This window comes from Streptomyces sp. NPDC003300 (genome assembly GCF_040610915.1).
GTDB lineage: Bacteria > Actinomycetota > Actinomycetes > Streptomycetales > Streptomycetaceae > Actinacidiphila.
Window position 1 is genome coordinate 21730 of sequence record NZ_JBEXNE010000035.1, and the last position, 21763, is coordinate 43492.

The 21763-nt window shown below is 72.7% G+C and carries 19 protein-coding genes; 13 read left to right on the top strand and 6 right to left on the bottom strand.

Translation table 11 applies throughout. The annotated features are described in order from the left end of the window. The first annotated feature begins 16 nt into the window (after positions 1-16). The 6 genes from ABZX65_RS32740 (at position 17) to ABZX65_RS32765 (ending at position 7422) form a co-directional block, all read left to right on the top strand. Positions 17-1612: a DUF885 family protein gene (locus ABZX65_RS32740; protein WP_355348424.1), complete on the top strand. Its 1596-nt coding sequence runs from the start codon at positions 17-19 to the stop codon at positions 1610-1612. Further along, positions 1609-3258 (top strand): gamma-glutamyltransferase, encoded by a 1650-nt coding sequence (locus ABZX65_RS32745; protein WP_355348427.1) that lies wholly within the window; start codon positions 1609-1611, stop codon positions 3256-3258. The genes ABZX65_RS32740 and ABZX65_RS32745 overlap by 4 nt, the downstream gene beginning before the upstream one ends. Positions 3259-3320: 62 nt before the next feature. Then, positions 3321-4100, top strand: a complete 780-nt coding sequence (locus ABZX65_RS32750) for an IclR family transcriptional regulator (RefSeq protein WP_355348430.1) — start codon at positions 3321-3323, stop codon at positions 4098-4100. Between the two features lie 101 nt (positions 4101-4201). Beyond that, positions 4202-5188: a M14 family metallopeptidase gene (locus ABZX65_RS32755; RefSeq protein WP_355348433.1), complete on the top strand. Its 987-nt coding sequence runs from the start codon at positions 4202-4204 to the stop codon at positions 5186-5188. 60 nt (positions 5189-5248) lie between these two features. Further along, a complete protein-coding gene (locus tag ABZX65_RS32760; RefSeq protein ID WP_355348436.1) occupies positions 5249-6463 on the top strand; it encodes an amidohydrolase family protein in 1215 nt (404 codons plus the stop codon). Between the two features lie 59 nt (positions 6464-6522). Beyond that, positions 6523-7422: an aldo/keto reductase gene (locus ABZX65_RS32765; RefSeq protein ID WP_355348439.1), complete on the top strand. Its 900-nt coding sequence runs from the start codon at positions 6523-6525 to the stop codon at positions 7420-7422. A 26-nt stretch (positions 7423-7448) separates the two neighbouring features. Here ABZX65_RS32765 and ABZX65_RS32770 read toward each other — a convergent pair whose 3' ends face one another. Then, positions 7449-7769 carry a DUF6191 domain-containing protein gene (locus tag ABZX65_RS32770; RefSeq protein ID WP_355348442.1) on the bottom strand — a complete coding sequence of 107 codons (321 nt, stop codon included), beginning with the start codon at positions 7767-7769 and terminating at the stop codon, positions 7449-7451. Between the two features lie 190 nt (positions 7770-7959). Here ABZX65_RS32770 and ABZX65_RS32775 point away from each other — a divergent pair, with 190 nt between their 5' ends. Continuing rightward, positions 7960-8568 (top strand): malectin domain-containing carbohydrate-binding protein, encoded by a 609-nt coding sequence (locus ABZX65_RS32775; protein ID WP_355348445.1) that lies wholly within the window; start codon positions 7960-7962, stop codon positions 8566-8568. Between the two features lie 116 nt (positions 8569-8684). Here the strand turns inward: ABZX65_RS32775 and ABZX65_RS32780 are convergent, their stop codons facing one another. Next, complete coding sequence (locus tag ABZX65_RS32780; RefSeq protein WP_355348448.1) at positions 8685-9482, bottom strand: LysR substrate-binding domain-containing protein; 798 nt, start codon at positions 9480-9482, stop codon at positions 8685-8687. Positions 9483-9541: 59 nt separating this feature from the next. On the opposite strand from ABZX65_RS32780, the gene ABZX65_RS32785 reads away from it, so the two are divergent. From ABZX65_RS32785 to ABZX65_RS32800, 4 genes are all read left to right on the top strand, one after another. Next, positions 9542-9934 carry a DUF5997 family protein gene (locus tag ABZX65_RS32785; protein WP_355348451.1) on the top strand — a complete coding sequence of 131 codons (393 nt, stop codon included), beginning with the start codon at positions 9542-9544 and terminating at the stop codon, positions 9932-9934. Between the two features lie 192 nt (positions 9935-10126). Then, on the top strand, positions 10127-10960 hold the full coding sequence (locus ABZX65_RS32790) for a GntR family transcriptional regulator (RefSeq protein WP_355348454.1): 834 nt from the start codon (positions 10127-10129) through the stop codon (positions 10958-10960). A gap of 95 nt (positions 10961-11055) precedes the next feature. Then, positions 11056-12195 (top strand): glycosyl hydrolase family 18 protein, encoded by a 1140-nt coding sequence (locus ABZX65_RS32795; RefSeq protein ID WP_355348457.1) that lies wholly within the window; start codon positions 11056-11058, stop codon positions 12193-12195. A 154-nt stretch (positions 12196-12349) separates the two neighbouring features. Continuing rightward, a complete protein-coding gene (locus ABZX65_RS32800) occupies positions 12350-14506 on the top strand; it encodes a regulator (RefSeq protein ID WP_355348460.1) in 2157 nt (718 codons plus the stop codon). Between the two features lie 159 nt (positions 14507-14665). Here ABZX65_RS32800 and ABZX65_RS32805 read toward each other — a convergent pair whose 3' ends face one another. Beyond that, positions 14666-15436, bottom strand: coding sequence for a CAP domain-containing protein (locus tag ABZX65_RS32805; RefSeq protein ID WP_355348463.1), 771 nt, complete (start codon positions 15434-15436; stop codon positions 14666-14668). A 365-nt stretch (positions 15437-15801) separates the two neighbouring features. Continuing rightward, complete coding sequence (locus ABZX65_RS32810; protein ID WP_355348466.1) at positions 15802-16365, bottom strand: hypothetical protein; 564 nt, start codon at positions 16363-16365, stop codon at positions 15802-15804. Positions 16366-16400: 35 nt separating this feature from the next. Here ABZX65_RS32810 and ABZX65_RS32815 point away from each other — a divergent pair, with 35 nt between their 5' ends. Both ABZX65_RS32815 and ABZX65_RS32820 read left to right on the top strand, forming a co-directional pair. Further along, a complete protein-coding gene (locus ABZX65_RS32815; protein WP_355348469.1) occupies positions 16401-17099 on the top strand; it encodes a response regulator transcription factor in 699 nt (232 codons plus the stop codon). After that, positions 17096-18463, top strand: coding sequence for a HAMP domain-containing sensor histidine kinase (locus ABZX65_RS32820; protein WP_355348472.1), 1368 nt, complete (start codon positions 17096-17098; stop codon positions 18461-18463). The genes ABZX65_RS32815 and ABZX65_RS32820 overlap by 4 nt, the downstream gene beginning before the upstream one ends. A gap of 59 nt (positions 18464-18522) precedes the next feature. Here the strand turns inward: ABZX65_RS32820 and ABZX65_RS32825 are convergent, their stop codons facing one another. Beyond that, a complete protein-coding gene (locus tag ABZX65_RS32825; protein ID WP_355348475.1) occupies positions 18523-19677 on the bottom strand; it encodes a cytochrome P450 in 1155 nt (384 codons plus the stop codon). 455 nt (positions 19678-20132) lie between these two features. Then, positions 20133-21446: a family 16 glycosylhydrolase gene (locus tag ABZX65_RS32830; protein ID WP_355348478.1), complete on the bottom strand. Its 1314-nt coding sequence runs from the start codon at positions 21444-21446 to the stop codon at positions 20133-20135. Between the last annotated feature and the right edge of the window lie 317 nt (positions 21447-21763).

Genomic DNA, 21763 nt, shown 5'->3' on the forward strand with positions numbered 1-21763 from the left:
ACCAAGGAGACCCCCGATGGCTGAGCTGTTCCCACGGCTGCGCCACGTCTGCGACCTGGACGCCGCCTACCTGCGCGAATACTCAGGACTGCACGACGAGTACGACGGCACGATCGTCGACCTGTCGCCTGCCGGGGTGGCCTCGGCGCTGGCCGCGCTGGGCGGTCCCACGCTGGACGACGCGCACGACGAAGCACAGCTCGCCGCCACCGAGAACGCGATGCGGACCCGGTTCGGCCGTATCCGCCAGCACCGCTGGGACCCCTGGGTCCACATCGAGGCGCTGGACCTGTCGCCGTACGACCGGCCCTACGACGACGACGCGGTACGCGTGCGGGCCAGGCGCCGCCACCTGCGGCTCTGGCCGGACGCCGTGGACAACGCGATCGAGGCACTGGACGAACTGTCGTCCTCCGTCGCCGGGATGTTCCTGCCCGCGGCGCGCGGAATGGCCGCCGAGGTCCGCGCCGACGACGGCGAGGACGGCGTACGCGCCCTGGCCGCGCTGGAACGGCTGACCGCCCACCTCGAACGCGCGGCGCGCGAGGCCGCTCCGGCAGCGGGACTCGGCAGGGCCGACCTCACCGCGCTCCTCGGCTGCGAGGACCGCGTCCCGGTGGACCTGGACGAACTGGCCGCCATGGCCGACAGCGAGTACGCGCGGATGAGCGACATCCTGGACGACGCCGCGGCCCGGCTCGACCCCGCGGGCGCCGACGACCCGGCCGCCAGGACCCGGCGGCTCAGCGCCCGGGTACGCGCCGACCACGGCGACTTCCCGCGCATCCTCGCCGACACCCAGGCCCAGGTCGCGCTGGCCGCGCGCTTCGTGCGCGAGCGCGAACTGGTGCCCGTCGTCGACGAGGCGTGCGTCATCGAACCCAGCCCGCCCGCGCGGAGTTGGGCCGCGGGCCGGGTGAGCTGGACCGCGCCGTGGGAGACGCGCGGCCACTCGCTCTTCCACGTGACCGGACCGTCGCCGCACTGGTCGGTCGACGACCACCGTGCCTGGCTGTCCCGGTTCAACCGGCCCGCGATGGCCGTGATGGCCGTCCACGAGATCGGGCCCGGCCACTGCAGCCACGCCCTGATGATGGGCAAGGTCGACCGGCCGATTCGCAAGACGCTCTGGTCCGAGCTGTTCTTCGAGGGCTGGGCGCACTACGCCGAGGAGATGATGTGGGAGGAGGGCTACCAGGACGACAGCCCCCTCTACCAGTTCGGCATGGCGCAGGAAGCCATGATGCGGGTCGTCCGCGTCCAGGCCGCGCTCGGCATCCACACCGGCGCCCTCACCCTCGACGACGCCATCGCCCTCTTCGAACGCAAGGCGTTCCTGGCGGGACCGGCCGCGCGGGCCGAGGCGCTGCGCGGTGTGTGGGAGCCGACCTACATCCGCTACACCTGGGGCAAGGTCCTCATGCGGCGGCTGCGCGACCAGGCGAAGACCGCGTGGGGCAGCGGCTTCACGCTGCCGCGCTTCCACCGTGAGCTGATGGCCTTCGGCTCCCCGCCGGTCGGCCTGGTGGCCTCCGCGATGGGCATCGGACCGGCGCCGCTCCCGCAGCCGGGTCCGGGCGCACCGGCGGACCAGGGGAGCGGACCGGCATGACGGCGGGCCAGCGGCCGGTCGTGGACCGGGCACTCGAACAGGGGCGGAAGGACTCCGCCCACGGCGGCACCGCCATGGTCTCCGCCATGCACCCGGCCGTCGCCGACGCGATGCTCGACGTCCTGCGGCGCGGCGGCAACGCCATGGACGCGGTGCTCACGGCCGTCCCCCTGCAAGGCGTGGTCGAACCACAGATGACCACCCTGGCCGGTGGCATGTCCGTGCTCTACTACGACGCCGCCCGGCGCGCCTACGACTACATCGACGGCGAACTCGACCACACCCGCGACAGCCCGCCGGTCTCCGCCACCTGGGACCACTACGTGACGGTGGACGGCGCCCTCGGCGCCTCCTCCGGCCGCCGCGTCGCGGTCCCCGGCGCGGTCGCGGGCATGCACCTGGCCATGGAACGCCACGGCAGCGTCCCCTGGGCCGACTACTTCGCACCCGCCGTCGAGGTCGCCGCCGCCGGCTTCCCGATGTACTCCTTCCTGTACGGCGAGGCATTCGAGGCCGCCGCGGGCCGGTTGGCGGCGCACCCTTCGGGCCGCGCCGAATTCCTGCCCGACGGCCACGTACCGCCCGTCGGGGAGCGGCTGGTCCGCCCGGCGCTGGCCGAGACGATGCGGCGGATCGCCGCCGACGGCCCCGACCACGTCTACCGCGGCGCGTGGGCGTCGCGCTTCGTGGCCGCGGTCCGCGAGACCGGCGGCACCGTGACCGCCCGCGACCTCGACGACTACACCGCCCGCGCGAGCCGCCCGGTGCGGCGCGCCTACCGGGACCACGAGATCGTCGGCGCCCCGCCCCCGTCGTCCGCGGGCGTCCTCATCGGCCTCGTGCTCGGCATCCTGGAACACTTCGACCTGCCCGCCCTGGGCCACTACACCCGCGACGCCGAAGCCCTCGAAGTGCTGCGACGCGCCATGGCGTTCGCCGAATTCTTCACCGAGCGCTTCGTCAAGGACCCGCTGTCCTTCGACGTCCCGGTGGACGAACTCCTCTCGCCCGACTTCACGGCGTCGCTGGCCGCGCTGATCCGCGGCAACACCCGACGCGACCCGGCGCCCGCGAGCGGCGGTACGGTACGGCCGCCCGGCGCGCCGCACACCCACAACACCGACCACGTCGTGGCGGTGGACGGCGCGGGCAACATGGCGTCGCTCACCCACAGCGTCTACGGCACCACCTTCGGCACCGGCCTGGTCGTGGACGGCGTCCACGTCAACAGCGGGAACAGCTTCCCCGGCACCGGCGACGGCGATGGGCGGCGCGTCCTGTCGCCCTTCCCGCCCACCATGGTCGCCCGCGACGGAACCCCGCACCTGGCCCTCGGGTCACCGGGCCTGTCCGCGCGCGCCACCGCGATCGTCCTGGCCAACCACCTCGGATACGGCCTCGACCTGGCCGACTCGATCGACGCGCCGCGCTTCCAGGGCGTCCAGACCGACCAGCCGTTCACCGTCGAGGCACGGGTCGACCCGCGGGTGCTCGACGCGCTCGCCACCCGCTACGGCGCCGACGTACGACTGACCACCCCCTACTTCTGGCACTTCGGATCCGTCCACGCGGTGGAAGTCGACGCGGACGGCCACCGCCACGGATACTGCGACCCGCGGCGCCCGGGACGGGCCACGGGATGGTGACCGACCTGCCCGAACAGCCGCCCAAAGCAACCGACTTGGGACGACAGGAGACGCACGTACCCATGGCAGAGGACACCGAAGTCCCCGTACCGGCCCCCAGCGAGAACACCAAGTCACCCAGCTACATGGGGCGCATCCTCAACTTGCTGGAGCAGTCCGTGGTCGCCGAGGGCGCACCGCTGACCCTCACCGAACTGGCGGCGGCGGCCGACGCGCCGCTGTCCACCGTGTCCCGGCTGACGGCCCAGCTCGTCACCTGGGGCTTCCTCAACGAGACCACCTCGCACCGCTTCGTGCCCGGCCGACGGCTCGCCGCCATGGCCGCGGCCGTCAGCGAACACCTCTACAGCAACGACCGCCTCCAGCAGGCCACCCGGCTGCTCACCGGCGTCACCGGCGAGAGCACCACCGCCGGACGCATCGTCGGGAACAGCATGTTCATCATCGCCCGCACCGAGTCCGAGCAGCCGCTGCGCGCGGTGAACCGCATCGGCGAGTTCATACCGCCCGACAACTCCGCGCTCGGCAAGGCCATCATGTCCCGGCTGCCCCGCGCCCGGCAGCTCGCGCTGCTGCGCGGCGCCGACGTGGCGGACCCCGAGGCCACGCTGGAGAAGATGCAGCCGGAGCTGGAGGAGGCCAGGCGGCGCGGCTACGCCGTGGACGAGGAGACCTACAGCGTGGGCCTGCGCTGCCGGGCCGCCGCCGTCGTCGGCCCCGACGGCGTCGCGGTCGCCGGACTCTCCATCAGCGGACCCGCCGCCCGCTTCACCCTCGACCTCGCCGAAGGAGCCGTTCCCGCGCTGCGCCAGGAGGCGTCCGCGATCGGCGACATGCGGTGACCCCCGCCGGGGCCGGGGACACCGTCCCCGGCCCCGGCGACGACAAGAACCCGAGCACCGATCCCCGTATCAGTACCCGTATCAGCAAGGAGACACAGCGGATGAGCGACACCACAGCCACCGGTACTCCGGCCGCGCAGCCCGGCCACACCGTCGAGACCGTCCCCGTCACCCGCGTGGACAACGGGCACGACCTCGCGCTCACCGTCCACCGCCTGACCGGCGCCCGGCCGGGGCCCACCCTGGTCGCCTTCGGCGGCGTCCACGGCGACGAGGCCATGGGACCCGAGGAGATCCGCAGGTTCGTCTCGTCGGTCGACCCCGCGGAACTGGCGGGCACGATCGTCGCCGTACCGGTGGCCAACCCGTACGCGTACGCGGCGATGTCCCGCTTCACCCCGCAGGACGGCCTCAACCTCAACCGCATTTTCCCCGGCGACCGCAACGGCTCGGTCACCGAGCAACTGGCCGCCGTACTCGCCGAGATCATGCTCCAGGCCGACTACTTCGTGGACTTCCACTCCAGCGGCCTGTACTCCACGGTCGAGTACTCCTACATCATGGACGACGGCCGGGAGATGGCCACGTCCTTCGGCGCCGCGCTGCTCTACCACCACGAGCCCTACGAGGGCACCTCCAACGCCTGGGCGATCAAGAACGGCATCTCCTCGACCGTCTGCGAACTGGGCGGCGGCGGGCAGCTCACCGACGCCTTCCTCGACAAGGCCGTACGCCAGGGCCGCAACATGCTCAAGGGCATCGGCATGCTGGAAGGCGCCCCCGAGGCGATCGTCGAGCAGCAGACGGTGATGACCGAACTCGTCACGCTGCGCCCGACCAAGGGCGGCACGATGATCTCCCACTTCACCCCTGACCGGCTCGGCGAGGTCATCAAGGGCGGCACGGTGCTGGGCGAGGTCGTGGACCCGTACACCTTCGAGACGCTGGAACAGCTCGTCGCGCCGTACGACTCCAACATCCTGGTGCTCAGCCGCGAGGGCTACTCCCGCACCGCGCCGGGCGACTACGGCTTCATGGTCGGCAACGCCGGCACCACGACCACCGTCGACGAGCTGTTCGGCGCCTGAGCGCGGGGGCGCGAGCCAACGGGCGACGGGTGTAGCGGAGACGAGGAGCGGCGTACCGGCATGGACATCAGACACGTCCACGTGGTGGACCCCGAGAGCGAACAGATCCTCAGGGACCGGCGGATCACCCTGGAAGGAGACCGGATCACCGCCGTCACGGCCGACACCCCCGACCCACTCGCGCCCGGCGACGTGGACGGCACCGACCTGTACGCGGTCCCCGGCTTCATCGACTGCCACGTGCACGTCACCTCGGTGACCGCCGACGAGTGGGCCGACACCGGGATGGCGCCCAGCTACGTCACCGCCCACGCGCTACGGGAACTGCGCGCGATGCTCGAACGCGGCTTCACCACCGTCCGGGACGCGGGCGGCGCCGACGCCGGGCTGGCCGACGCCCTGGACGAGGGGCTGGCGCCAGGACCCCGGCTGTACGTGTGCGGCAAGGCGCTGTCGCAGACCGGGGGCCACGGCGACCTGCGACCCCGTGGCCGTTACCACGCCGACGACCATCCGGCCGTGCCCGGCATCGGCCGGATCGTCGACGGACCCGACGCACTGCGCACCGCCGTACGCGAAGGCGTACGGTCCGGGGCGTCGTTCGTGAAACTCATGCTCTCCGGCGGGATCTCCAGCCCCACCGACCGGATCGACACCCCGCAGTACAGCGAGGACGAGATCCGCGCGGCGGTCGACGAGGCCGCGCGTGCGGGCGTCTACTGCGCCGGGCACGCCTACACCCCGCAGGCGGTGGCCCGCGCGCTGCGCCTGGGCGTACGCACCATCGAGCACGGCAATCTGATCGGCCCGGACGAGGCCCGGCTGTTCGCCGAGCACGACGCGTACTACGTGCCGACGCTGGTGACGTACACGGTGCTGGCGCAGGAGGGTCCGCTCCACGGGCTTCCGCCCGCGAGCACCGCCAAGGTCGCGGCCGTCCGGGACAGCGGCCTCACCGCGCTGGCCCACGCCCACGCCGCCGATGCCCCGATCGCCTTCGGCACCGACCTGCTCGGCGCGATGCACGTCCACCAGTCGCGGGAGTTCGCGCTGCGGGCCAGGGTACAGCCGGGCTGGGCGGTGCTGCGCAGCGCCACCACCACCGGCGCCCGGCTGCTCGGCGCGGCCGGTGAACTCGGTGTGCTCGCGCCCGGCGCCCGCGCCGACATCGTCCTGACCCGCCACAACCCCGCTGTCCACGTCGAGCGGCTGGCGGACCCGGAGGCCGAGGTCGCCGCCGTCTTCTCACGAGGCCGCCTCGCGGTACGCCGCTAGGCGCCGCCAGGACCCCGGCGCCGCACGCGGCAGCACCATCACACGAGACAGGGAGCCGTATGCACCACCCACCGCACCTCACCAACCCGACCCGCGCGTGCGGGAGTTCGAAGGTCTTCCCGGTCGGCCTTGGCGGCATGCTGCTGTCCATCGAAGGGCGCCCGGACCGCGCCCGTGCCACGGCGACGATCCACACCGCGCTCGACGCCGGAGTGACCCTCATCGACTCCGCCTCCGCCTACCACACAGGTGCCGACGAAGTAGGCCACAACGAGACGCTGATCGCCGACGCGCTGGAGAGCTGGGACGGCGACGCCTCCGGAGTCACGGTGGTGACGAAGGCGGGCCGGGTCAGACCGGGCGACGGGCGGTGGCTCACCGACAGCAGCCCCGACCACCTCGTCCGCTCGGCCGCCGCGTCCCGCGACCGGCTCCGCCTTGACCGTATCGAGCTGTTCTTCCTGCACGCACCCGACCCGGTGGTGCCGATCGCCGACTCGCTGACGGCGCTGCTCCGGCTGGTCGCCGACGGGACCGTCACCTCGGTCGGTGTCTCCAACGTCACCGTCGCCGAACTCGACCAGGCACACGAGCTGTTGGGTGACGCCCTCGTCGCCGTGCAGAACGAGTTCTCACCCAGCGCCGTACAGCACCGCGCGGTACTGCGTCGCGCGGAGGAACTCGGTCTGGCCTTTCTGGCCTGGCGGCCGTTGGGCACCATCGGCACGAAGGACGACGAACTCACCGCCGCCTTCACCGAGATCGGCCGCGCCCACGACGCCAGCCCGCAACGCACCGCGCTGTCCTGGCTGTTGTCCACCAGCCCGGCCCTCATCCCCATACCGGGCGCCCGCCGCCCCGAGACGATCCTCGACTCCGCCCGCGCCGCCGAACTGCACCTGGGGGAGGACGAAGTGAGCCGACTGGACGCGGCGGTCGCGAGCCGCGTGCCGTCCTAGGCGAGAGGAGTTCCGAAGGTCGCGCCTCAGGAGCGGGGCCGCGCCATCCGTACGACCGCGGTCCCGCGCTGGAGATCGACGGTCGTACGGTTCGCGGGCGCGCCGTCCTCCTCGTCGTCCCGCAGCACGAGGGCCGACTGCCGCTCCTTCAACTCGTTCTGCTTGCCCGGCGAGAAGCTCGCGTGCAGCATCTCGAAGCCGGTGGACGAGATCTGCCCCTGGCGGCCAGGGCCGCGCCACGGCAGGATTCCGGCCCGCCCGGCCCGCATGAGCATCTGATCGGCGAAGGCCACCAGGGTCAGCAGGATGACCAGACCGGGCAGGGTCATGAAAACGACGAACGTCATGCCCCCAGTATCGCCGTCCGGGCGCCGGTGATCCATGGGCCGGCAGGGGCCGGTCCGGCCCGCGCGCCACCGCGTCGGCCGCGCGAGGCGCCCGGCGGGAGGCTCCCTTGACGGAGGGTGGTGAGTACATGACACTGATCGATGCTTGGAGAGCGCTCTCCAAGCGGCCTCCGGACACCTGGGAGAACGCATGAACTCACGGCTGAACGGCCTGTCCGCGTCGGTGTGGGCACGCGTGGCCGCCGCCGCGGCCCTCGTGCTGAGCATGGTGCTGGGTGGTCTCGTGACCGCGGGGACCGCTCACGCCGACGTGGCACCAGGGGTGTCGATTGACCTCGGCGGCGCGGGCGGCGGCGACTTCATCGCGGACACCGGCACCGGCGGCAGGCCCGACACCATTCCCGCGGGCGCTCCCAGCTTCCCGAACTGGGGACGGACCGTGGCCCACCCGATCCCCGCCGACATCTGGAACACCTCACGCGTCGGGGACTCCTCCTACAGCATCCCCGGTCTCACCCCGGGCGCCGACTACCAGGTCCGTCTCTACTTCATGGACTGGTACTACACCCACTCCGGTCAGCGGGAATTCGACGTCACGATCGACGGCGCCAAGGTCCTGACCGACTTCGACATCATCGGCACGGCCGTGGCGGCGGGCGCGGACGGCCAGGAAGCCTTCGGCGTCGAGAAGGACTTCCCCGTCACCGTGGACGCCTCCGGCACCCTCTCCCTCGACTTCACCCGCGGCTCCGCCAACCAGGCCCAGGTCAACGCCATCGTCGTGACGCCCGCGAGCTGACGACCCGCCTCCGGCGCGCATCGTCCACGTGATCGCGGTCGGCCGGCCGGGCGGTGCCTCGATGGCGGGTCCGGCCCGACCGCGCTGCCGTACGGGGGACCGGGACCCCGGTCCGGCTACGGGCGGCGGCGGGGCTTGCCGCGCTTCGCGCCGCCCGTACCGCCGCTCTTGCCGCCCTTGCCTCCGGCACCCCGGCCCGGCGCGGGCTTGCGGCGCGCCTGCGACACCTTGTCCGGGCGCTTGTCCTTCGCCTTGTCCTTGGCCTTCGCCCCCGGTGCGGACCGCTCCGGGAGCGGCCGGCCGCGCGTGCTGTTGACGGTGCGACCGCGCACGATGCCGATGAGGTGTTCCACCAGATCCGTGGTCTCCTCCTGCGGCCAGGACAGGGCGACGCGGGACTCGGGCGCGTCCGGGACCGGCCGGTAGGTGAGGTCCCTGCGGTGGTGCAGCCGCGCGAGCGACTGGGGGACGATCAGCAGGCCCACACCCGCCGCGACCAGTTCCACGGCGTCCGCCGTGGTGGCGGGCCGCTCCTTCGCGGGCCGCCCCGGCGGCGTCTGCCAGGTGAGGGTGTCGTCCAGGGGACGCAGCACGATGTCGTCCGCGAGATCGGCCAGCGACACCTCGTCGACCGCCGCGACCGCGTGGTCCTTGGGGACGACGACCACCGTCGTCTCCGTGTAGAGCGGGATCGCGCTGAGGTCCGCGCCGTCGACCGGCAGCCGTACGAATCCGGCGTCCGCGCCGGACCCGCCGCCGTCCCGCAGCGCGCCGAACGCCTCGGCGGCGGGCACCGGGACCAGGGTGAGCGGGACCTCCGGCAGTCGCTCGTTCCAGATCCGCACCCACTTGGTCGGCATCACGCCCGGAACGTATGCGAGCCGGAACGAAGGAGGTACTTCCGAACCTGTCACCCCAGCAGGTTATCCGCTGGTGGTCGGAGGCGGCGCACGCGCTCGTTACCCTTGACGGCATGACGTCGCAGCAGACCGCCCAGACCATGAAGCCCGCGACAGCGGCGAAGAAGCTGGGTGTGTACCTCCAGGCCACACCCGCCGAGTTCCAGGAGGGTGTCGTCTCGCGCACCGAGCTCAACGCGCTCCAGGCCGATCCCCCCGAGTGGCTGGTGGAACTGCGGCACAACGGACCGCACCCCCGCCCTGTCGTCGCGTCCAAGCTCGGCGTGTCCATCGCGGGTCTCGCGCGCGGCGGCGTGACCGAGGCGCTCACCACCGAGGAGATCGAGGCGCTGAAGCAGGACCAGCCGCAGTGGCTGGTCGAGGAGCGTGCCGTGCAGGCGGAGGTCCGCAAGGAAGCGGTGCGGATCAAGGAGAAGAACGCGGAGCGCGCCGCCCGTACCCGCTGACCTTTGTCCCGCTGACCCGTACCCGCTGACCTTTGTCCCCCGACCTTTGTCCGCTGACTCCGGCGCGGATTCGTTGACCACATATTGACCAGTGGTAAGAACGGGGTCCATCATCGGTGCGTCGCCGAACACCTCGGCGTCCGGACGCCGAGACACCGGCACCCGCCCCGCGCGGACAGGACTGGTGGGCCCATGGTCAGCAGCGAGAGCCGCTGGGAGAAGCGGCAGCGGATCCGTACGCACCTCCTCGACCTCGTCGAGGAGACCGCGACCGGACGACCGCTGCCCGGTGAGCGCCAGCTCTGCGAGACCCTGGAGGTCTCCCGCCCGACGCTGCGCTCGGTGATGGACGACCTGGTGCGCGACGGACTGCTGATCCGGGCCCACGGGCGCGGCGTCTTCGTCGCCGAGGACAAGGTCGCCCAGCGCCTGGGGCCGGCCGCGGGGCCGGGACCGAGCATGGGCGTCGGCGGTGTGGACGGCGCGTGGACCAGCCGCACCGTGGAGTTCACCGCCATGGCCGCCGGACCCAGGATCGGCCGCCGCCTCGGCACCGCCCCGGCCGACCGGATCCTGCGGATCGCCCGGCTGCGGCTGGTCGACGGCGACCCGATGTGCGTCGAGACGCTGCACGTACCGCTGGCGCTGGTCCCCGGCCTCACCGCCCACGACCTGGAGACCGACTCCTTCTACCGCCTGCTCGGCAGCCGGTACGGCATCCTGCTCACCCGCGCCTCACAGCTCATCGAACCGACCGTGGTGGACGAGGCCGAGGCCGAACTGCTCGGCGTGCCCGTCCACACCCCGGCCCTGCTCTTCGAACGCGCCGCCAGGGACGCGGACGGGCGCGTCGTGGAGTTCACCCGCTCCGTCTACCGGGGCGACCGGTACCGCATCCTCACCGAACTGTCGCTCGCCCCCGAGCCCGACAGCGGACGCGTCCTGGGCGGCTCCTGGTCGGCGGCCTCGCGCGTACCGGGCGCCGACACCCTGGTCCTCGACCCCTACTGGAACGACAACGGGTAGCCCCCGCGCCCACCTACGACTCCTCCGTCACCCCCCACCCCGCGCCGCCGCCCCCGGCCGACGCGGCGCACCCCCACGCCCCGAAGGGACGGATCATGCTTCGTCGCAGGCTCATCCTCGCCACGGCCGCCGCCTGTTCGGCCGCCCTCGCCGGTGCCATGGCCGCGGGCGCCATGACGACCGACAGCGGTACGTCCGGACCCGGTACGTCGGCCGCCGCGTCGAGCGGCGCCGCCCACCGGCCGCCCGCCGCCCGTACCGCCGCCTCCGCCGTACAGCTACAGACCTGGCTCTACCCCGGCTCCGCAGGCGACTCCACCTGCACCGCGCCGAGCGAATACGCCGACAACCGGGTCAAGAACGGCGCGCTCAAACCCGAGTACTGGAGCGTCACCGGCAAGGGCAAGGTCAGCCTGGAGACCACGGCCGCCGGGCTCTGCAACACCTACAGCGCCTCCAACGTCGCCGACCTCAAGGCGCACTCCGCCTACCAGTACCCGACCGTCTCCGGCATGACCACCGCCGACGTCCACGCCCTGGTCAGCAGCAGTGCCAACCGGAGCGACGCCGTCTCGCAGCTCACCTCCTTCGTGGTCACCAACCAACTCACCGGCGTGGACGTCGACATGGAGGACTACTGGTCCTGGAGCGCCGCCGACTTCACCAACTACAAGACCTTCCTCGGCCAGCTCGCGACCTCCCTGCACGCGCAGGGCAAGAAACTCGTGGTCGACGCGCCCGCGATGACCGAGGACGCCGCCTTCTACGACTACGCCGCCGTCAGCGCCAAGGGCGTCGACGAACTGGACATCATGGCGTACGACGAGGAGTTCGACACCGCGCCCGGCAGCCGCTGCCTGCCGATCACCCCGCTCGCCTGGCTCAAGCAGGTCACGCGGTACGCGCAGAGCAAGATCCCGGACCCGTCGCGGCTGGTCATCGCCCTGCCCTCGTACGGCATCAGCGCGCCCGACCCGTGCGACCTGGACGCGGTCACCGGCAACATCCAGTTCAGCGACATGAAGCACAGCCCCGGCTTCTCCACCGACCCGAGCACGATCGCCGCCCGTCGCGACGCCTCTTCCGGAGAGATCCGCTGGGTCTCCGGAGGAAAGCTCTACGACTACGTGGACAGCACCGCGCTCAACTCCAAGCTGGCGGTGCTGACCTCACTGGGCGTCACCAAAGTCTCCGTCTGGTCCCTCGGCGGCGGGAACCCCTGGTTCACCGGGTGACTCTCCGTCAGTGCGGGTGAAGCGCGCGACCCGCGGGACCGGCCCGAGTCCGGTTCCGCGTACGCCGCCTGACGCGCCCTCATGAGGCACTCGCGCCGAGCTTCACCACGACGGCCCGTTTCCCTCCGCGGTCGGTCGGTGTCAGGCTGTGGCCATGAAGGGGCACATTCCGCAGGAGACAACGAGTTTCGTCGGCCGTACGGCGGAACTCGCGCGGCTGGACATGGCGTTGGCACACCGCCGGCTGATCACCCTCACCGGGCCCGGCGGAGTCGGCAAGACACGGCTCGCGCTGCGGGCGGCGGCGCGCGCGTCGGTCGGCCGCGTCGCCGTGGAAGTCGCCGCGGAACAGGAGCCGGGCGCGGACCGGCGAATCGGTTCTGCGGAAGACACCGACTCCTCCCGCTTCCCCGACGGCACCTGGTGGGCCGACCTCGCCACCCTCGACAGCCCGCACCTGCTGCTCGCCACCGTCAGCGACGCCGTCGACCTCGCCGACCACTCACCGCGGATGCCCGTCGAGGCACTGTGCGAATGGCTCGCCGACAAGCGCCTGTTACTCGTGCTCGACTCCTGCGAGCACCTGATCGAGGCGTGCGCCCACCTCGTCGGAGAACTGCTGACGGCCGCGCCCGGCCTGACCGTACTGGCCACCAGCCGCCGCCCGTTGGCCTCCGCCGTGGAAGAACTGATCGACGTCGCACCGCTGTCGGCCGAAGGACAGGACGCGCTCGCCCTCTTCAACCAGCGCGTCACCGGCCGCCTCGGCCACACCCCGCTCGCGGAACCCGGCGCGGCGGAGGCCGCCGCGACCATCTGCCGCCGCCTCGAAGGGATACCGCTGGCCATCGAACTGGCCGCGGCCCAGGTCGGCCCCGCCACCGTCGCCGACGTCGCCGACCGCCTCGGCTCACGCTTCGACGTCCTGTCCCGCACCGGCTTCGTCTGGCCCCGGCGCCACCAGACACTGCGCACCGCGATCGGCTGGAGCCACGAGCTGTGCACCCCGCAGGAACGGCTGCTCTGGGCCCGGCTCAGCGTCTTTCGCGGCGCCTTCGACCTGGCCGCCGCGGAAGCGGTCGCCACCGGCGGCCCGCTGCGCGCCGCTGACGTCGCGCCGACCCTGGAACGGCTGGTCACCCAGTCGGTGATCATCAGGGCGGCCCCCGCCGACGACGCGTCGAGCGGCGCAGGACACCGCGAGCGCTACCGCATGCTCGACACGATCCGCGAGTACGGCGCTGAGTGGCTGCGCGAGCTGGGCGAGTCCGCCGCGACCGCCCGCCGTCACGCCGACTACTTCACCGGCCTCGCCCGCTGGGCGGACGGGAGCTGGTCGAGCCCCGACCAGCTCCTCGGCTACCGGGTGATCGAGGACACCCACCCCGACCTGCGCTCCGCCCTCGACCACTGGCTCGTCCACGACCCGGCGCAGGCCGCCGAACTGGCCGGGCTGCTGGTCTACTTCTGGACCTGCTGCGGCCACCTCAAGGAAGCCCGCTCCTATCTGGAGCGCGCCCTGGAACTGCACACCGCGCAGGACAGGGCCCACGCCCGCGCGCTCACCGGCCTCGGAGCCACCGTCACCCTCCAAGGGGACTACGCCCTGGCCACCGAGATCAGCGCCGAGGTGGAGGCCGCGGCCGAAGCGGGCGGCGACCAGGAGGAGCGGATCGCCGCCGCCTGCCTCACCGGCCTGCTGGGCCTGCTCATGGGCCAGCCGCGCAAGGCACTGGACGCGGTACGCGCGGCGCTCGGCGGCGCGCCCGGCTTCGCCTTCGACTCCCCGGACCGGCTGCGCTGCAACCTCGTCGAAGTGCTCTCCCTCACCGCCCTCGGGGACTTCGCCGAAGGCCGCGAGCGGGCCCTCGAACTGCGCGAGCACTGCGTACGCACCGGCGAGGTCTGGACCCGCTCCTACCTGGACTACCAGCTCTCCGTCGTCGCCCTCTTCTCCGGCGCCCCCACCGAGGCCATCGGCTACGCCCGCACCATGCTGGAGAGCAAACGCCTCATCGGGGACGCCTTCGGCATCGCGCTCGGCCTCGATCTGCTCGCCGCGGCCCTGGCCGCCGAGGGCCGGGCCGAGCAGGCCGCGTCGGTCTACGGCACCGGCGGCGCCTATTGGCGCAGCGTCGGCCACCCGCAGCGCGGCGCGCCGGAACTCCAACTGGTGCGCGAGCGCTGCGAGGAGACGGCCCGCGCGGCGCTCGGCGACCAGGCGTACGCCGCCGCGTACGCCCAAGGGTCCACCGCCCACGGCCCGACCGCCCTGGCCGCCGCCCTCCAGCCGGACAACCACACCGCGTGAGCGGCCCGTTCACCCCTGCCGGAGACCCGCGAGGGAACGGGGCGGCCGGTCGGACATCCGTCGGCCGGGGCCGGGGGGAGGTCGGCCCCGGCCGACGGGAACGTGCCGCGCTGTGGGGTTCGCGGCACCGGGCGGGAAGGAAGTAGGAGGCGGCGACGGTCAGTTGGAGAAGTCCTGCGTCATCCAGACCGTGCCGGAACCGTCGCGGTAGACGTCGATGCCGATGTGCGTGTAGCCGCTGCTGAGGATGTTGCGGCGGTGGCCGTCGTCAGGGGCCTTCTCGTCCAGCATCATCTGCGTCAGACCGACCGCGCTCGCGGCGATCGCGGAGGCGGAGGAGCCCACACCGCCGCCCTCGCCGATGTTCTCGCCCGCCGACGTCCAGTGCACCCCGGCGGCCGTCTCGCGGTCCCCGAAGGCCGGTTCGCCCGGGCACTGGTGGGACAGGCCGCAGCCGGACGCCATCACCTGATTGTGCGCGGCGGCGCTCTTGTTGAGCCCTTCGAGCAGCGTGTACGGGGCGAGGCCCTCCGCGGCGCGATTGCGGTTGATCAGGTCGAGCACCTGCCGCACGGCGTCCCCGGCGCTCGGCGGGTTCGTCGTGGCGGGCGGTGCGGGAGTCGTCGCCGAGGGGCTGGGCGCCGCCGTCGTGGGCGCGGTGGTCACCGGGGTGCCGGTCGGCGTGGCCGTCGGCTTGGGGCTCGGCCGTCCGGGGCGCGGGCGGTGCGTGGTGGAGATGGTCGCGGCGGGGGCGGTGGGCCGGAAACCGGCCGGCTTGCCGCCGGGCCTGTGCCCGGCCGACGCGCTCGTGTCGCCGGCGCCGGAGCCGCTGTGCCCGGCGGTGGGCGACCCCTGATGCGGTGCCCCGAGGCAGGCGAAGGCGGTGCCACCACCGAGTACGGCCAGGGCCGCGGCTCCGGTCACCGCCATGCGTATCCGCGGCTTGCGCCTCGCCCTGTGCTGGCCATGGGCGGAGTTACGGGAGTGGGCACGGCGGGACGAACTCATCGCTGGCACCTCGTGGTGGGGGAGACGTGTCGTGAGGGGGACCCGCTCACAGGAACGGTCCGGCGGGCACGACCCTAGGCCGCCGGAGCCGTCCGATCCGCCACCCGAGCCCAACTTCATGTTCCCCTAAGGAAAGCCGCAGATTCCGCTGAGCCCCGCCCCCGCCCGGGCGTCCGCAGGACCGCGGACACCGCTGAGCCCCGCCCCCGGCCGGGCGGGCGAAGAACCGCGGACAACACTGAGCCCCGCCCCCGGCCGGGCGTCCGCAGGACCGCGGACACCGCGCCTCACCAGGACACCTCGCTGGTGACCTCCTTCGCCTGCGGACGCAGCGTCGCCGTCAGCTCCGAGCGGTGGCGCGCCCCGGTGAAGGTGATGGTGAGGGTGTCCGGCGCGCTCTGCCGGGTGCTCGTGGTGAAGCCGATCGCGGGCACCGCCGAGACCAGGCACACCGCGTCCGCGCCGAACCGTATCGACGCCTGACCGCCCGTCGACTCGAAACTGTGCGTCCCGGCACCTCCTTCGCAGTCCGGCGGCCGGGCGGCGGTCGACGGCGGCGCGGCCGGCGCGGAGGACGGGCTGGTCGCGGTCGCCGTCGGGCGACGGGTCGAGGGGGACGGCGACACCGTGGGCTTGCGGGTCCGCGTCGGCGACTGCCGGGGCGTGGCCGTCGGCGAGCCGATCACCACGGAACTGGGCGAGTTGGTGGCGATCCCGGCCGCCACATCCCGCGCGGACGGCGGCAGCGGCGCCGTCGAACCCACCACGAAGCGCACGGTCAACGACACCGCCGTGACGGTGAGGACCGTGCACGACAGCCAGATCAGGAAATGGCGCAAGGACCGGGGCACCGGGCCATCATGGCCGATCCGTTACGGTGTGCCGCATGGCGAGCGTCCTTGTCGTAGAAGACGATCCCGGCATACGTGCCGAACTGATCGGGATACTCACCCGCGACGGGCACGAAGTCCGCAGCGCCGCCGACGGATTCAGCGGATTGCGCGAGGCGACCAGAACGCCGTTGGACGCGGTGATCCTCGACCTCGGGCTGCCCGACCTCGACGGCGGCGACGCGCTGCGCATGATCCGCGGCATCTCCCGCGTACCGGTCCTGATCGTCACCGCCAGGGACGACGAGGCCGAGATCATCCGGCTCCTCAACGCGGGCGCCGACGACTACCTGGTCAAACCCTTCTCCGGCGGACAGCTCACCGCCCGCCTCGGCGCCGTCCTGCGCCGCTCCGCGGGCCCCGACGGCAGGACCGGCGCCCCCAATCTGCGCGAGCCCGTCACCCTCGGACCGCTGCGCATCGACCCCGGACCCCGCACCGTCCACCTGCACGGACACGAAGTCCCGCTGACCCGCCGCGAGTTCGACCTTCTGTCCTTCCTCGCCGCCAACGCCGACACCGTCGTGTCCAAACGGCACATCCTCACCGAGGTCTGGCGCGACCCCTACGTCGAGGACCAGACCATCGACGTCCACCTGTCCTCCCTGCGCCGCAAACTCGGCGAGAGCGCGGCGGCGCCGAGCCTGCTGCGTACGGTGCGCGGCGTCGGCATCAAACTGGTGACCCCCCGGTGAGAGGGACCCTGGCCAGGGTCGCCCTGGCCGTCACCTCGATGGTGGCCCTGTCCTTCCTCATCCCGCTGGGCCTGCTGGTCCGCTCGGAGGCCCGCAACCAGGCGATCACCGCCGCCGAGCAGCGCGCCGCCGCCCTGGCGCCGGTCCTCACGCTCACCGACGACCCGGCCGCCGTACGGCAGGCCGTCTCGGGCCTCGACCCGTCGGGAAACCTGGCGGTCCACCAGCCCGACGGCCGCTCCATCGGCGCGGGCCACGCACCCCACTCCCTGCTGGTGCGCGCACAGCACGACGGCGAGTCACTGGCGCAGGACCTGCCGGGCGGCGGCTGGGTCTACCTCCAGCCGGTCGTGCTGCCGCAGGGCCGGGTCGCCGTCGTCGAGGAATTCGTCCCCGAAGCCGAGCTGAACCGCGGGGTGAACGCGTCGCTGACCGTGATGGCGCTGCTCGCCGTCGGCCTGGTCGTCGGCTCCGTCCTGGTCGCCGACCGCCTCGCCTCCCGCGTCGTACGGTCCTCCCGCAACCTCTCCTGCGCCGCCAACGCGCTCGGCCGCGGCGACCTGGAGTCCCGCGTCGACCCCATGGGGCCGCCGGAACTGCGCGAGGCCGGGCAGGCGTTCAACGCCATGGCCGCACGCATGCTGGAACTCCTCGCCGTCGAGCGGGAATTGGTCGCCGACCTGTCCCACCGCCTCAGGACACCCCTGACCGCCCTCCAGTTGGCCACCGAACGCATGGGTACGGGACCGGACGCCGCCCCCGTGGCCGCCGCGGTCGCCCAGCTCGAAACACAACTGCACGCCGTCATCACCGCGGCCCGCACACCGCTGGCCGTCGGACACATGGGCGCGCCCCAACTCGACCGGCCCGAACAGGTGTTGTGCGCCGCCACGGTGATCGTCCGCCGCCGCGCCGGATTCTGGACGACGCTCGCGGAACAGCAGGGCCGCCCCTGCCTGGTGGAAGTGACCGGCGAGGACGCCCTGATCGACCTGCCGGAGGACGACCTCGCCGCCGTCATCGACGCGCTCGTCGGCAACGTCTTCCGGCACACCGCGCCCGGCACCGCCTTCGCGCTGCGCCTGGTGCGCGCCGCCCAGTCCGTCACCCTCACCGTCGAGGACGCGGGCCCCGGCATCCCGGACCCCGACGACGCCCTCGTCCGCGGCGCCAGCACCGCGTCCACCGGCCTCGGCCTCGACATCGCCCGCCGCGCCGCAGCCGCGACCCGCGGCGCGCTGGACATCGACCGCGGCCCGATGGGCGGCACCCGCGTCGCCGTCCGCTTCGGCCTCGCCTCACCGCCGCCCAAGCGCGGACCGCTGCACCGCAGGCGGGCCCGCCTGCGCAAGTCGCCGGTCTGACGCGGCGGCCACGAAGAAGTCCTGCCCCGCGGCCGAGGGCGTGGGCCGCGGTGGCCGATTCAGCGCTCGGGAGCCGGTACCGCTCGCGCGGTGAGCCGGGTCCAGCCGGCGGGCGGCGCCAGAAGCGTACGCACATGCGGCCTGCGCGTGCGCAGCCGCACCTCGCCCCGGTAGCCGCTCAGGATGAGGTGGCTGAGGTGTTCGAGCGCCCTGACGGCGAAGCCGCTCGCCGGACACATGCCCTCGCCTTTGCCGAACGGCAGGTAGGACCGCCGCTGTTCGTCGGTCGGCCGCTGCCAGCGCGAGGGGCGGAAGTCCAGCGGCGCCTCCCAGACGGCCGCCGACCGGTGGATCGCGTGCGTACCGATCAGGACGTGCTCGCCCTCGCGGACCTCGGCCCCGGCGATCTCGTGGTCGGCGGCGGCCACTCTCATCAGCCGCCAGGCGGTCGGATACAGGCGCAGCGCTTCCCTGACCAGGTGGTGGACCTGCTCCCGCCGCACCGTCGGGGTGTTGTAGCCGTGCCGGACCCCGAGCAGCACCACCCATTCGAGCGTCACGCCGGTGAAGCCGACCGTGGACAGCACGAGGCGTTGCAGCACCTGCGCGCGATCGGCCGTCGACAGCTCGCCGGGCAGCCCCAGCACGAGGTCGACCAGATCCCGCGCCCCGTCCTCCTGAGCGGACAGCCGCCCGAGCTGTTCGGCGAGCCCGGCCCGGACGGCGGGCACCGTACGGTGCGAGCGTCTCAGCACATGGCCGACGACGTCGTCGGCGACCACACTCGACGTCACATACGTGTCGACGAGCGCGTTGATCGCGGTGTGGCTCCGGTCCGCGATGACGGGGGCGAAGTACCGCCGGACCACCTCGACGCCCCAGCGCTGGTGCCGCAGACGGCCGCGACCGTCACACACCTCGCCGAGAGCCGCGCCGAGGTCGAAGGACGACGCGGGATCGTGCCGGGCCAGGACCCTGAGCAGTTCACGCGAGGCTTCGCCCCTGACCGCCGGGGGCAGGGACTCCGGCCCGAGGCGGAAGAATCCGGACTGGGACAGATAGTCGCCCGCCTGCTCGACCAGCACGTCACGGGCCGCGTCGGCGTCGGCCACGAACAGGGTGCCGAAGCGCAGCCGGAACGGCCCGTCACGGCCCGCCGCCTGCTCCTCCCACCGCCGCAGGTCCGGCCACAGACTCTTCCTGTCGAGGAACACGGGTCGCCCGCCTTGTCGGATACGGGACGGAACGCGCGCCGCGTACGGCCGCCCGTCCCGTCCCCGCGCGGAGAAGACGTCAGGCGTTGTGCCCGTACCTGTCGCCGTACTGGTTGCGCCGCGCACGCGCCTCACCGCTGAGCGCGCGAAGGCTCCTGACGATCCATGACATCGTGGCCGTCCTCCTTGTCGGTCCGAGTGGTGCCCGGTCCTGCTGCGGGCGTCAGTCCTGCTGCCCGTAGCCGACGAAGTACCCGTGCCACCGTGCGCGCATCTCGCCGCTGAGCGCCCGAAGGCCGCTGGTCACCCATGACATGGCGTACTCCTTGTCGGTCGGTGCTCCCGGAAGGTGACGGTACTCCCACGAGCGAACCGGGCGAACCGCCGAAACCGGCCAAAGACGGCGCGAGGCGCGCCCGGTGGACCGGGCACGCCCCACGCCGTCGGACCAGGGGTCAGCCGAAGATCCACTTCTGGTTGGCGGCCCCGCCGCACGTCCAGGTCTGCAACCGCGTCCCGTCCGCCGACGCATTGTCCTTCGCGTCAAGGCACTTGTCCGCGCCCGTGTTCGTCAGGTCGTGGGCGTCGGTGTACTTCCACTGCTGCGCCTGGGTGCCGTTGCACGTGTAGAGCTGCACGACCGCGCCGTCCGCCGTCGAACCGCCGTCCACGTCGAGGCACTTGCCCAGCGCCCGTACCGTCCCGTCGGCGCCGAGCGTCCACTGCTGGGCCACATTGCCGGTGCAGTCGTGGAGCTGGACCGGCGTACGGTCGGCCGACGAGCCGCCCGCCACGTCCACGCACATGCCGCCGATGCCCTTGATCGAGCCGACCCGGTCGGAGCCGCCAGACCCGCCGGACCCGCCGGTGCCGCCGCCCGCCGTCGTGCCGGAGCCGCTGGCCCACTGCGACGCCCGTACGTAGTCGACCGTCATCGTCTGCGGGAAGGACGTCGAACCGTCGGGCGAGCCCGGCCAGTCACCGCCGACCGCCAGGTTGAGGATCAGGAAGAACGGGTGGTCGAACACCCACGTGTTGCCGCCCGCGTCCGACGGCGTACGCGTCTGGTAGACCGTGCCGTCCACCGTCCAGGTGATCGCGCTCGGGCTCCAGTCCACACCGAAGGTGTGGAAGTCGTCCGCGAAGGCCGCGCCGCCGGGCAGTGTGTACGGGGACCCGATACCGGCCGCGCCCGAGTAGCCGGGGCCGTGGATCGTGCCGTGGACGGTGCCGGGCTCCCGTCCGATGTTCTCCATGATGTCCAGCTCACCGCTGTTGGGCCAGCCGACGCTGCCGATGTCGCTGCCCAGCATCCAGAACGCCGGCCAGATGCCCTGGCCGCGCGGGATCTTGATGCGGGCCTCGAAGTGACCGTACGCCTGAGTGAAGGTCGAGGCCGTGTTCAGCCGCGCCGAGGTGTACTTACAGGGTCCGTACCAACAGGACAGTCCGGTGTCGGAGTTGGGCCGTGCGGTGATCACCAGGTGCCCGTCGCCGTCGAGAGCGGCGTTGGAGGTGCTGTCGGTGTAGTACTGCAACTCGTTGTTGCCGTTGCCCGAACCACCCTTCTCATGCGTCCACTTGGCGGGGTCGGGCGCGCTGCCCGCGGGGCCGTCGAACTCGTCGGACCAGGTCTGCCGGCCCTCGGCGGCGTCCGCCCTCGACGTGCCGGGACCGGTCGCCGCCACCAGGACGGCGGCCACCAGAGCGGCGGCGACCAGGACGACCAGTCCGCCGAGCGACCATCTGCGTGCGCGGTGTGCAGCCATGGGTTACGTACCTTGTCTGTGGGGGGAGATCAGGGTTCGCGTCGGCGGCGGCCGGGCGTACGGCGTCGGGGGAGGCGGGGGCCGTGGCCGGGGGAGCGCTCTCACGGGAGCGACGACCGCCGCCGACGGCCCCGATGCTACGCACGGTCACCCTGCCCGCCAACCCGCCCGGACAGCCGCCCGCACGCCCGTGACGTGCCCGAACTGCGAGGACGCCGATCGGCCCGAGGCGCTGATAAGCCGCTCTTAACCGGCCCTTAAGACACGGCGTTCGTGATCGTCCGTCACCGGCCGGACCTCCCGCGCCGCCGGACCGG

Excerpts from the sequence above, each read along its gene's own strand:
- ABZX65_RS32740 (WP_355348424.1), top strand. The coding sequence starts at position 17 with ATGGCTGAGCTGTTCCCACGGCTGCGCCACGTCTGCGACCTGGACGCC.
- ABZX65_RS32745 (WP_355348427.1), top strand. The coding sequence starts at position 1,609 with ATGACGGCGGGCCAGCGGCCGGTCGTGGACCGGGCACTCGAACAGGGG.
- ABZX65_RS32750 (WP_355348430.1), top strand. The coding sequence starts at position 3,321 with ATGGCAGAGGACACCGAAGTCCCCGTACCGGCCCCCAGCGAGAACACC.
- ABZX65_RS32755 (WP_355348433.1), top strand. The coding sequence starts at position 4,202 with ATGAGCGACACCACAGCCACCGGTACTCCGGCCGCGCAGCCCGGCCAC.
- ABZX65_RS32760 (WP_355348436.1), top strand. The coding sequence starts at position 5,249 with ATGGACATCAGACACGTCCACGTGGTGGACCCCGAGAGCGAACAGATC.
- ABZX65_RS32765 (WP_355348439.1), top strand. The coding sequence starts at position 6,523 with ATGCACCACCCACCGCACCTCACCAACCCGACCCGCGCGTGCGGGAGT.
- ABZX65_RS32770 (WP_355348442.1), bottom strand. The coding sequence starts at position 7,769 with ATGACGTTCGTCGTTTTCATGACCCTGCCCGGTCTGGTCATCCTGCTG.
- ABZX65_RS32775 (WP_355348445.1), top strand. The coding sequence starts at position 7,960 with ATGAACTCACGGCTGAACGGCCTGTCCGCGTCGGTGTGGGCACGCGTG.
- ABZX65_RS32785 (WP_355348451.1), top strand. The coding sequence starts at position 9,542 with ATGACGTCGCAGCAGACCGCCCAGACCATGAAGCCCGCGACAGCGGCG.
- ABZX65_RS32790 (WP_355348454.1), top strand. The coding sequence starts at position 10,127 with ATGGTCAGCAGCGAGAGCCGCTGGGAGAAGCGGCAGCGGATCCGTACG.
- ABZX65_RS32795 (WP_355348457.1), top strand. The coding sequence starts at position 11,056 with ATGCTTCGTCGCAGGCTCATCCTCGCCACGGCCGCCGCCTGTTCGGCC.
- ABZX65_RS32800 (WP_355348460.1), top strand. The coding sequence starts at position 12,350 with ATGAAGGGGCACATTCCGCAGGAGACAACGAGTTTCGTCGGCCGTACG.
- ABZX65_RS32805 (WP_355348463.1), bottom strand. The coding sequence starts at position 15,436 with ATGGCGGTGACCGGAGCCGCGGCCCTGGCCGTACTCGGTGGTGGCACC.
- ABZX65_RS32815 (WP_355348469.1), top strand. The coding sequence starts at position 16,401 with ATGGCGAGCGTCCTTGTCGTAGAAGACGATCCCGGCATACGTGCCGAA.
- ABZX65_RS32830 (WP_355348478.1), bottom strand. The coding sequence starts at position 21,446 with ATGGCTGCACACCGCGCACGCAGATGGTCGCTCGGCGGACTGGTCGTC.